This window comes from Bacteroides sp. D1 (assembly GCF_000157095.2).
Classification (GTDB): domain Bacteria; phylum Bacteroidota; class Bacteroidia; order Bacteroidales; family Bacteroidaceae; genus Bacteroides; species Bacteroides xylanisolvens.
In genome coordinates this window covers 22,505-34,750 of the sequence record NZ_JH114345.1, presented here as the reverse complement: position 1 = coordinate 34,750, position 12,246 = coordinate 22,505, and the positions used below count along the sequence as shown (strand labels likewise).

The window sequence follows — 12,246 nt, the reverse complement described above, 5'->3', positions numbered from 1 at the left end:
ACTAGGGATGAACTCCAGGTCAGGTATGCGACTTTTGAAAAAAGCAATTTTCGCATTGCCAAATTCCTCAATCTCATTCCAAGACTGGGCGCCACAGATTACAGCAGCAATGGATATATAGATAATAGTTTCCATTTTATGTACTTTTTTGCGGTTCATCCTAGGATCTTCTATTTGTTTACAAAGGTCAATTATGCCAATTTTCATGTTAGTTTATGTTTTATAATATCTTATAAAGATAAGGAAAATAATCGATATATACAATAGATAATACACTAATAGTCAATAATATAAAAATAAAATACAAGTTGTAAGATAGTAAAAAATATAATGCGTCGACCCTGTTTTAATAAGACATTCCGCTCGTTCTACTGGAGTGGCACGAATTGTTTACTAGAGTGCACAGGCTTGTTCACTGGAGTGAAAGGAACTGTTCATTGGAGTGGAACGAAAGAGATGCCGGTAAGATAATCCGGGCATGTTAGCAGGAAACCATGGAGACATAGGTAGTATTACTTACTAGCTATGCTTTAATACATTAAATATATGAATAAACTAATCCCACTTCAACAGGTTCTATATTTGTTGGAGTGGGATATCAATGCGTTTTTATGTAAAGAGGATATTACTTATATCCTTTGGATCCTCCAATTAAAATAAAGGTGTTGGAAAGGTACGGATTGCTCCACTCAAACGCGGATAAGTTTCCCAGATGTCATCTTGGGTCGGATCATCCAAGTAGCGTGTATCTTTGGTCTTTTTAAGTAATTTGTCCATTTCTTTACGGAGATTATTTAGCTTTTCAGTGCATTTACCATTTCCAACTAAATTATGAAGGCAACCGGGATCGGTAGATACATTATACAATTCTTCATAAGGCCGTTTCCCTGCTGCTTTCAGAAAATAAGGATATATTTCTCTGTCATCTCTGTTGCTGACAATGAAGTCCCATGCCGGACATTGGTCTATGTCGTAATAAGCACTATGCATTGCTTCTAGTCTTCCTTTTTTATCAATAGCGCAAGGGTCACCTGCAGGCCATCTCTCCGGACGGAAGTTTCTGATATAAAGAAAATCTTTTGTTCTTAATGCACGGCTCGGATATCCCCAATTATTGTAACGTGCAGAAGCATGACGTTCTCTTCCTGCAAAAACCATCGTTCTTCCAGTGTCTTTTCTCTTTTTCTGAAGATAGGGTAGTAGACTGATACCTACCATTTGCCCTTTATTATGTATGCCAACTGCATCAAGGATTGTTGGGGCCAGATCGACTCCACTTACAAATTCATCACTGATACCTCCTTTGTTAATCTTACCTATCCAACATATAGCCATTGGAATATGAATACCATATTCAAAACAAGTTGCTTTGGCTGCGGGGAAAGGCATCCCATTGTCTGCCATGACAATAATCAGAGTATTCTCTAATTCGCCCTCTTCTTTCAATGTGTCAAGGATACGGGATAATTGGCTGTCATACCATTCTATTTCCGTTCCATAGTCTAATAAATCTCCTTTTATGGCCTCCTTATCGGGAAGAAAAGAAGGAACTTTTGCATCGGCCAGTTTTCTATTGGCTTTTTTCCAGCTATCCTTTTCATAAGGACGATGCGGCTCACGTGAGCCGACCCAGAAATAGAAAGGCTGTTTCTCCTTTCTGGCGTGGAGAAATTCTTTAAAGTTTTGATAATAATCGGTATTGGACACTCCTTTGAAAGGAGGTTGAATGTGTCTTTTATTGTATTCCGGACCTGCAGGATTATGTTTTCGTCCCGATATTTTCCAGTCGCCGGGGCCCCATCCTTTGCCTGTGCAGCCAACATGATAACCTGCTTCGGCCAAAATATCAGGAAAACATTTATATTCGGCAGGGAAGGAGGAAGCATGAGTACCTGCTTCTGCTATTTGCCAGGGATAAAGTCCGGTTAAGATAGAAGCTCGCGAAGGACTGCTTCCAGGAGAAGTAACGAACGCGTTGTTGAATAACCAGCCGTTGCGGGCTACAAAATCAAAGGCCGGTGTTTTAGCTATGGGTGATCCGTAGGCCGATGCGTGCGGGTAAGACTGGTCGTCGGAAATGACAAATAGTATGTTGGGCCTGTTGGTTTCGGCTGCATTGAGTGACGGAATTACTAAGGGACCGACTAAGGTGGATAAGAAGATATGTTTGCTGTTCATAAAAATCTCCTTTAAATGAAACATTGCTCTCTGACCGATGGCAATGAGAGAGCTTTCTTATTATAAATGAAAATACAGCACCTCGAATTTAAAAATTCAAAGGTGCTGTCTTGATATTCAATAAGGAAAAGAGTATTATTCTATTTATTATTTATTCAGAGAGTTACAGATCTGTTGGTTGATTTCTCTGACTTTAGCTTCATTCATCTTGATTACTTTACGGTCATAAGTCATCAGACCGTTGATTTCACCTTCTACGTCTGTTGTCTGGGTATATACGGCAGCAGAGAATCCTTTCCGGATCAATTCCAACAGATGTTTGCCATATTTAATGTATTCGTTCGTTACTTCGTCCGATGTATTGAACTTCACATAACCCCAGTTTTTCTTGTCATTCACCCAAGTGTTTCCTTCTACTACCAAGCCGATACCTCCATATTCACCCAATACGGTAGCGCGTCTCGGATCGTAAAGGAACATGTTCGGGCCCGGATAGTGGTGAAGGTCGAGAATATCGCCACAAGTATAGTGATTACCACCGCTGGCAGGATTCACCAGGCGGCTAGGATCGTATTCTTTGGTCCATGCTACGATTTCCGGAGTTTTGAATTGTCCCCATGCTTCATTGAAAGGAACCCATACAGCGATACTCGGATAAGAATACAGACAGTCGATGATTTCTTTCCACTCTTTGCGATAGTTAGCTTCCGAAGCAGCAGAACGAATCACTTCCGTACCGTTGAAATAATTGCGTGCCTGCCACTGTGGGCTAGGACCACCGTTCGGCATATCTTGCCATACGATCAATCCTAATTGGTCGCAATGAGTGTACCAGCGTGCAGGTTCTACTTTGACGTGCTTACGTACTATGTTGTAGCCGAAGTCTTTCGTCTTCTTCAAGTCATAAACCAATGCTTCGTCTGTCGGTGCGGTATACAAACCGTCAGGCCACCACCCCTGGTCGAGCGGACCGAACTGGAAATAGTCTTTGTTGTTCAATTGCAGGCGAGTGATGCCATTCTGACCTTTGCGGATAGAATATTTACGCATAGCCGTATAACTCTTTACCTGGTCTATTGCTTTTCCGTCTTTATACAGAGTCACTTCCATATTGTAGAGGAAAGGAGAGTCCGGAGACCACAGTTTAGCATTAGCAGGCATTGTCAGTTCAACAGGTACTCCGTTCAACGCTGCGCCTTTGGCTACAAGGTTCTTACCATCGAATACTTTTACTTCCACTTTGTCGGCAGAGGTCGTATTAGCGGCAACTTCTACCTTAACAGAATTATTGTCAATATCAGGAGTAGTTTTCAGATTAGTGATGTATTGTGTTGCAACCGGTTCCAACCACACTGTTTGCCAGATACCTGTAACCGGAGTGTACCAAATGCCATGAGGATTTGCTATTTGTTTTCCTCTGGGTTGTTCGCCACGATCTGAAGGATCCCATACTTTTACTACCAAGTCATTATTTCCTTTATTAAGTACAGAAGTAATATCGAAATAGAAAGGAGTAAATCCGCCTGTGTGTTCGCCTACTTTTACATCATTCACCCAAACTTCTGCTTTCCAGTCTACCGCACCGAAATGCAGCAGGATTTGTTTGCCGCGCCAGGCTGAAGGAATATCGAAAGTGCGTTGGTACCACAGTTCTTCTTTTTCGTTTATCATTTTACCTACGCCTGATAAAGACGATTCTACGGCAAAAGGAACAAGAATATCGCCTTGGTAAGCAGCAGGCGTAGGATCACCTTTCTTTGTGATTGCATATTTCCAAAGCCCGTTCAAGTTTTTCCAGTCATTACGTTCCATGATAGGACGCGGATATTCCGGCAATACGTTTTTAGGGTCAAGCTGTTCTCCCCACGATGTCTTGATTTTGTCACCGGCAGGTTTCCATTGAGCAAAAGTCGAACCGCATAAAGCCAATGCAAGCAGCATTGTTAGAAAATTCTTTTTCATGTTCATGGTATACATTTATAATTAGTTGTTGAATTGGTATCCCATTAAAAAGGAATATCGCAAAGAAAGTGGAAATAAAAGAGAATAAAGGAAAATTACCGTTCAAAAAACAGCAAATTCTCTTCTTTTTTATATAAAGTCCCGTATAAAGCGGCTTCGGGTAATAGAGAATGGAAGTGATGGTCAGTTTTTGTCCTTTATGGGTTCATGTTAATTAGCGTTTGACTGCTGAATCGTATGAATCAATGTTTTTGTTATTTTTCAGCTATTTTTGTTCCTGATGGTTTGGGCAATATTGTTCCGGTTTTATCCGGTATTCCCAGTACAGGCATCCCATCTTTGTCCCACTCTATTTTTTGTAAGCGGGGAGTACGTGAGTCCATTGCACCCGGAGCATCATTCGGTATCTGACGGGCATGATAAAGCATATAACATTCCTTTCCATCCGGTGAAGAGACGAAAGAACTGCCGCCGGGGCCAAAAACTTCATTCTCCGGTTTCTGCTGAAATACAGGTATCGGATGTTTCTTCCAGGAAGCAGGATCCAACAGGTTGGCATTGGCGTCTGCTGTTAGTAATCCTACACAATAATAGGGAGTCCAGCTACCGCTGGCGGAATAAAAAATGCATACTTTATCTTTATTCTTCGGCTGAAAGAAATGAGGTGCTTCGTTCACATGGATCGGATAGGCTGTTTTGCTGCCATCGGGATTCACCCATTGACACTCCCATTCATATTCAGGTTTGGAAATCAGAACTCTGTCGGAAGAAAGAGTCCACGGATTTTCCATCGAAGCGATGTAAATACATTGTGTCTCGCTGTCAATTCTTCGTTTTTGCCATCCGCACCAAATCATGTAACGCTGTCCGTTGTGTTCGAAAGTACTCGCATGAATTGCCCAGTTATTATCTTTGTCGGTCGGTATGCGCCCTTTCATGACAAACTTACCTTCTGTAGGAATATCAGCCTCGTTTTCGATCACATAAATCTGGTGATTGTCCATGTTGCCATCGTCTGCAGCGAAGTAAATATACCATTTGTTGTTGATGCGATGCATTTCGGGGGCCCATAAGTGATGGGAATTACTTGGGTCGGTTGGTATCCATACAGGTTTTCTAAGACTATCATTCAAATTTGTAATATCACTGGTCTCCCAGAGCATGATTCTGCTTTCAGAGCCTTGCGTATAATAATATTTCCCTTTATAAAAAACAGCCCATGGCTCTGCTCCTCTTTCACGTAGCGGATTTGTATAAGTAGCTCCTGTTACGGCTTCCTTTTCCGGCTCTGTTTTCTTCTTGGGTTGACAGGATGCACAAATAATGATTAAAAGTACGGCTAGTAATAACAATTTGCTTTTCATGGTATTTTTCATTTAATAATGACACTGCAAAGAAAGCACAAAATCCTGATAAATCATCTTTTTTTTGCAGATTGGTTAGTATTTATCCTTAATTGGTTCGTATTTATTGAATTTTCTAGTTGTTTTTTCTCATCTTTGCAGCACGAACTTTAAAATTGATATTGTATGAAACTGAAGCACCTTATCCTTCTTAGTATTATTTGCTGTTCCCAGTCTGTATTTGGACAAAAAGCCAATCAACAACCGAAGACGAGTGGCAATCCTGTATTCCCGGGATGGTATGCTGATCCGGAAGGAGTTGTATTTGGAGATGAATACTGGATTTATCCTACGTATTCGGCGCCTTATGACGAACAGACTTTCATGGATGCCTTCTCGTCTAAAGACCTGGTGAACTGGACAAAGCACCCGAAAGTGTTATCAAAAGAGAATATTAGTTGGTTTAAACGTGCTTTGTGGGCACCTGCCGTGATTCATGCGAATGATAAATATTATATATTTTTCGGTGCGAATGATATCCAAAGCAATAATGAACTGGGCGGTATTGGTGTAGCTGTGGCCGACAATCCTGCCGGACCATTTAAAGATGTGTTAGGCAAACCTCTGATTGATAAATTTGTAAATGGTGCGCAACCGATCGATCAGTTTGTTTACAAAGACGATGACGGACAGTATTATATGTATTATGGTGGCTGGGGACATTGTAATATGGTGAAACTGGCCCCGGACTTGTTGAGTATCGTACCGTTTGAAGATGGTACCCTTTATAAGGAAGTAACCCCCGAAAAATATGTAGAGGGACCTTTTATGTTGAAACGTAACGGAAAATACTATTTTATGTGGTCGGAAGGCGGTTGGACCGGACCGGATTATTGTGTTGCTTATGCCATTGCCGACTCACCGTTCGGACCCTTCAAAAGAGAAGCAAAAATATTACAGAGAGATCCCAATATTGGAACAGGTGCCGGTCATCATTCAGTTGTAAAAGGGCCGGGAGAGGATGAATGGTACATCATTTATCATCGCCATCCATTGGGTGAAACGGATGGAAACGCTCGTGTGACCTGCGTTGACCGTATGTACTTTGATAAAGATGGAAAAATAAAACCCATAAAGATGACTTTCGAGGGAGTAAAGGCAAGCCCATTGAAGTAAAATCTGAAAAGTTCAGCCCATCCGTAATTAATATTTTAATAAAGATGGGCTTTTTTTGATTTATTGTTTTATTTTTGTCCTTGTAAATCAAACATACTTATTATAATGGAACCAGATATACACACTCTTTCTGACTCCCTTTTGTGGAAAAGGTTTCTCGAGGGAGATTCGAGTGCGTATACCCAAATCTATAATCAAACGGTGCAAGATCTGTTTCGATTCGGACTATTATATACTTCAGACAAAGAATTAATTAAAGATTGCATACATGATGTGTTTGTGAAAATTCACATGAATCGTGCAAAGTTAGCCCCAACAGATAATATTGCAGCTTATTTGACGGTAGCGTTGAAAAACACTCTTTTTAATGCGCTAAAAAAAACAACAGATTCTCTTTCGTTTGATGAAATAGGTGAGAGAGAAGAGACGGTTGACGAATCCCCCTCCACTCCGGAAACTATATATATTAATAATGAACAGGAAAAACAAGTTCAGGCAACCGTGCATACTATGATGTCTGTATTGACGGACAGACAGCGTGAAATTATTTATTATCGATATATCAAAGAGATGAGTATCGATGAAATAAGTAAGGTGACAGACATGAATAATCAATCTGTTTCTAACTCCATTCAACGGGCTTTGGGACGTATCCGGGACTTATTTAAGAGAAAATAAGAGAGAATAATCAACCTATTTTTCCTGCCAATCAAAAAAAAGTGGAAAAAACTTCGGAAAAGGTGAGTATAAAATGAAAGTACAACTGTTATTCATACGTAAAGACAATGAAAATGATGAACTCTGAACAAAAACATACAGATTTTTCCCTATATACTTTTGAAGAATTCCTTCAGAATGATTTCTTTATTTCTTCCATGAATCATCCTACGGAAGAAACACAGAAGTTCTGGGATGAATTTGAACAGATGAATCCTTCTAATATAGATGAATATATAGCAGCAAAAAGCTATTTGGAGGTTTTTTCAAAAGAGAAAGAAGAAGTACTTTCAAACGAGGAAACGAATGATTTATGGACTCGTATACAGGCAACCAATATAAATAAGGAGAAGGCGAAACGTAAGAACTATTTCTTAATAGGATTGAGCTCGGCGGCCAGTGTTGCTATTCTTGTGGGATGTTTCTTCTTATTAAAGAGTTATTCTTCGGTGCTGGATCCGGATATTGCCACCTTTGCAGTGAATACCAAAGCTGATTTGCCTCTGACGGAAGAAACACTGTTGATTTTGGCGGAAGATAACGTAGTGAGCCTGAAAGAAAAAGAAACGGAGATTACGTATGATTCCGTAGAAATCAAAACAAATCAGGAAAGTATACAAAAGGAAAAATCGGCAGCTTACAATCAATTGGTCATTCCGCGTGGAAAGCGATCGGTGTTGACGTTTGCCGATGGATCTAAAGTCTGGGTGAATGCCGGCACGAGAGTGATTTATCCGGTAGAGTTTGAAAAAGATAAACGTGAAATCTATGTGGACGGAGAAATCTACATAGAAGTAGCCAGAGATGAAAACCGCCCTTTCTATGTGCGGACCAAAGATATGAATGTCAGGGTGCTTGGTACTAAATTTAATGTAACGGCGTATGAGTCGGAAGCAATTAGAAGTGTAGTGCTGGCGCAAGGATGTGTTCAGGTAGAGACAGCCCGGACTCCGAAAGCGATTTTGGCTCCTAATCAGATGTTCAGTTCTGCCGATGGAAAGGAAAATATATCACAAGTAGATGTAGAACAGGCAATATCGTGGATAAATGGACTCTATTGTTTCCAAAGTGCCGATTTGGGAATAGTCTTGCAACGCCTGTCTACCTATTATGGTGTGAATGTAGAATTTGACCCAGCGCTAAGTAAAATAAAATGTTCCGGAAAAATCGATTTGAAAGACAGCTTTGAAACAGTTATTAATGGATTAACCTTTGTTGCACCAATTTCTTATGCCTATGATGAACAATATAAAACGTATCGAGTAGTAAAGAAATAGATATAAAAAATAAGATAATAAACTAATCTAACTCCCTTATTTTATGGTAATTATTGAAGAGAGTGGATGATACGAACTATCATCCAGATGGGATTTGTGTGCCCATGAATGTTTAGATACAGAAAATAATATTATGAGAAATTTTTAACATGTTTAATATGAAAAATGCAATTAGAGAACGAAAGAGTAAGGTTCTCGGGCTATTCCTGTGCTTTTTACTTCTCGGAATAGACTACTCTTTCGCAAGTTACAACAATTATTCTCAATTTAAGACCCTTTCGGTCAGCGTGAGTAACTCGACGTTGAGAGAAGTGCTTAAAACAATAGAGAAAAGTAGTCAATTTGTTTTCTTCTATTTAGATGACGCTGTCAACTTAGAACGTAAGGTATCTATCGACAGTAAGAATAAGAATATAGAAGAAATCCTTTCTGAACTTTTCGAAGGTACTTCGTGTACTTATCGGATCTCTGACAGGCAAATATTTATTTCCGGAAAAGCCCCTGCTTCAACCGAACAGCAACAGAATAAGCGGAAAATATCCGGACGTGTCACTGATATAAAAGGAGAGCCGCTTATTGGGGTGAACGTTACTGTGGATGGAGATGCAAACGGTTCGATTACGAACATGGATGGTTTGTATGAGATATTCGTAACCAAGAAGAGTGTAGTGCTTAAATTTACCTATATCGGGTTTAAAACTTCTGAAATACGAACCAATGCTTCGACCAACATTTATGATGTCACCTTGGAAGAACAGGTCAACGAATTGGAAGAGACTGTTATTGTGGGGTATGGTACCCAGCGTAAAATAAGTAATATCGGTGCACAGTCTTCCATGAAGATGGAAGATATTAAAACGCCTTCTGCCAGTTTAACAACTACATTGGCAGGTCGTTTGGCGGGTGTTGTGGCTGTACAACGTACAGGAGAACCGGGAAAAGATGCTGCTGATATCTGGATTCGTGGTATTTCCACTCCCAACACTTCTTCTCCGCTGGTATTGGTGGATGGAGTGGAACGTTCGTTCAATGACATTGATCCGGAAGATATTGAATCGTTGACAACGTTGAAAGATGCATCAGCAACAGCTGTGTATGGTGTACGTGGTGCCAATGGCGTAATTTTGATTAAAACCAAACCGGGAAAGGTAGGAAAACCGACAGTGAGCGCGGATTATTATGAATCGTTTACCCGTTTCACGAAGATGGTCGATTTGGCAGACGGTATCACTTATATGAATGCAGCCAACGAGGCAATGCGTAATGACGGTATTGCTACGAAATATACAGAAGATCAGATACGTAACACGATTGCCGGTAAGGATCCTTATCTATATCCGAATGTGGATTGGTTGAAAGAAATCTTTAATGATTGGGGACATAATCGCCGTGTGAATGTAAATGTACGCGGTGGTAGCGAGAAAGTCGCTTATTATGCATCAGTCAGCTACTTTAATGAGACAGGTATGACGGTGACTGATAAGAATATCAACACCTATGATTCTAAAATGAAATATAGCCGTTACAACTTTACTACCAATTTGAATATCGACGTAACTCCTACTACTAAGGTCGAGATCGGTGCGCAAGGTTATCTGGGAGAAGGAAACTATCCGGCCATCTCTTCTGCCGATTTGTATAATGCAGCAATGTCTATCTCACCGGTTGAATATCCGAAGATGTTCTTTGTTAACGGAGAAGCCTTTGTGCCGGGAACTTCAACCAATAACAACTTTAATAACCCTTATTCACAGGCTACACGTCGTGGCTATGACAACCTGACGAAAAATCAGATTTACTCTAATTTGCGCGTCACACAGGATTTGGATATGCTCACGAAAGGACTGAAACTGACTGCTATGTATGCATTCGACGTATACAATGAGATACATGTACATCAGGACCGTGCAGAGTCTACCTACAACTTCCTGGACACTAGTGTTCCTTACGATATGAATGGACAACCTATTCTGCAACGTATTTATGAAGGAAGTAACGTGTTAAGTTATAAACAGGAAACGAGTGGTAACAAAAAGACCTATTTGGAGGCTTCCTTGAACTATGACCGGACATTTAACGACGATCATCGTGTTAGTGCTTTATTCCTGTTCAATCAGCAATCCAAACTATTATATCCGAAAGGGACATTGGAAGATGCGATTCCGTATCGTATGATGGGTATTGCCGGTCGTGCCACTTATTCATGGAAAGACCGTTACTTCGCAGAGTTCAACATCGGTTATAACGGTGCCGAGAACTTTTCGCCTAAACATCGTTTCGGAACTTTCCCTGCATTTGGTGTAGGATGGGTTGTTTCAAATGAGAAATTCTGGCAACCTCTGTCGAAGGCAGTTTCTTTCTTGAAGATACGTTATACGGATGGTAAAGTGGGTAATAGCGAAGTTTCCGACCGTCGTTTCATGTATCTGGATCAGATGAAAGAAAATGGAGACTATGGTTATAAATTCGGACCGAATGGAACTAAGTGGTCCGGTTATGAAACAGTGAATATGGCTGTTGACTTGATTTGGGAAGAATCTCGCAAACAAGACCTGGGTATTGACCTTAAGCTATTTAATGACGATCTGTCTATTGTATTCGACTTGTTTAAAGAACGTCGTGAAAACATCTTGTTGAAGCGTGAACATTCTATACCTTCATTCTTGGGATACAACACATCTGCTCCTTACGGAAACATCGGTATCATAGAAAATAAGGGGTTTGACGGAACGATCGAGTATAACAAGCGTATCAATAAAGACTGGGTAATTGCGCTTCGTGGTAATGTCACCTTTAATAAGGATAAATGGATTCAGGGAGAATTGCCGGAACAGAAATACGAATGGATGAACCAATATGGGCACAACATCAATGGAGTGAAAGGATATGTTGCCGAGGGGCTGTTCACTCAAGCTGAAATAGATGATATGGCACGCTGGGAATCTTTGTCGGATGCCAATAAAGCCATTACTCCCAAACCGTTTGCATCACAGTTTGGAACAGTGAAAGCCGGAGATATCAAATACAAGGATTTAAACAATGACGGTCAGATAGACGCATACGACCAGACTTACATTTCTCGTGGTGATGTGCCGACAACTGTCTATGGTTTCGGATTTACAGTAGGTTGGAAAGACTTGTCTGTGGGGATGATGTTCCAGGGCGTAGCAGGAGCCGAACGTGTTTTGAACGGTAGCAGTGTTAATCCGTTTAATGGCGGTGGCGGTAGTGGTAACCTTTACTCTAACATTGGCGACCGTTGGACAGAGGAAAATCCGGATCAGAATGCCTTTTATCCGCGTTTGTCTTATGGAAGTGAAACAACTAGTAATATTAATAACTTCCAGAAAAGTACCTGGTGGGTGCGTAACATGAACTTCCTGCGTTTGAAGACATTGCAGATCTCTTATAATCTGCCTAAACCCTGGGTGAATAAAGTTCATCTGAAGAATGCGGCTGTATATGTAATGGGAACTAACCTGTTCACTTTGAGTCGTTTCAAATTGTGGGATCCGGAGTTGAATACCGATAATGGTGCTTCTTATCCGAATACGACTTCTTATTCAGTTGGTATTAATTTCACATTCTAAACA

General features: G+C 40.5%; 8 protein-coding genes. 4 read left to right on the top strand and 4 right to left on the bottom strand.

Annotation, left to right across the window (positions count from 1 at the left end):
* The 4 genes from BSAG_RS06750 to BSAG_RS06765 form a co-directional block, all read right to left on the bottom strand.
* On the bottom strand, nucleotides 1-207 hold a 207-nt coding region (locus BSAG_RS06750; protein WP_008997664.1), incomplete at its 3' end, for a transposase family protein.
* A 444-nt stretch (nucleotides 208-651) separates the two neighbouring features.
* A complete protein-coding gene (locus BSAG_RS06755; protein WP_008020050.1) occupies nucleotides 652-2,202 on the bottom strand; it encodes a sulfatase in 1,551 nt (516 codons plus the stop codon).
* Between the two features lie 123 nt (nucleotides 2,203-2,325).
* On the bottom strand, nucleotides 2,326-4,140 hold the full coding sequence (locus BSAG_RS06760) for a glycoside hydrolase family 2 protein (RefSeq protein ID WP_008997660.1): 1,815 nt from the start codon (nucleotides 4,138-4,140) through the stop codon (nucleotides 2,326-2,328).
* A gap of 254 nt (nucleotides 4,141-4,394) precedes the next feature.
* Nucleotides 4,395-5,504 carry a family 43 glycosylhydrolase gene (locus BSAG_RS06765; protein WP_004312838.1) on the bottom strand — a complete coding sequence of 370 codons (1,110 nt, stop codon included), beginning with the start codon at nucleotides 5,502-5,504 and terminating at the stop codon, nucleotides 4,395-4,397.
* Nucleotides 5,505-5,669: 165 nt separating this feature from the next.
* Between BSAG_RS06765 and BSAG_RS06770 the strand changes: the two genes are divergently transcribed.
* The 4 genes from BSAG_RS06770 to BSAG_RS06785 all read left to right on the top strand — a co-directional run bounded on the left by BSAG_RS06770 (nucleotide 5,670) and on the right by BSAG_RS06785 (nucleotide 12,243).
* A complete protein-coding gene (locus BSAG_RS06770; RefSeq protein ID WP_004312837.1) occupies nucleotides 5,670-6,659 on the top strand; it encodes a glycoside hydrolase family 43 protein in 990 nt (329 codons plus the stop codon).
* A gap of 105 nt (nucleotides 6,660-6,764) precedes the next feature.
* On the top strand, nucleotides 6,765-7,337 hold the full coding sequence (locus BSAG_RS06775) for an RNA polymerase sigma factor (protein ID WP_008770414.1): 573 nt from the start codon (nucleotides 6,765-6,767) through the stop codon (nucleotides 7,335-7,337).
* 113 nt (nucleotides 7,338-7,450) lie between these two features.
* Nucleotides 7,451-8,653, top strand: a complete 1,203-nt coding sequence (locus tag BSAG_RS06780) for a FecR family protein (protein ID WP_008020054.1) — start codon at nucleotides 7,451-7,453, stop codon at nucleotides 8,651-8,653.
* Nucleotides 8,654-8,811: 158 nt separating this feature from the next.
* Nucleotides 8,812-12,243 carry a TonB-dependent receptor gene (locus BSAG_RS06785; protein WP_008770412.1) on the top strand — a complete coding sequence of 1,144 codons (3,432 nt, stop codon included), beginning with the start codon at nucleotides 8,812-8,814 and terminating at the stop codon, nucleotides 12,241-12,243.
* Nucleotides 12,244-12,246 lie beyond the last annotated feature (3 nt).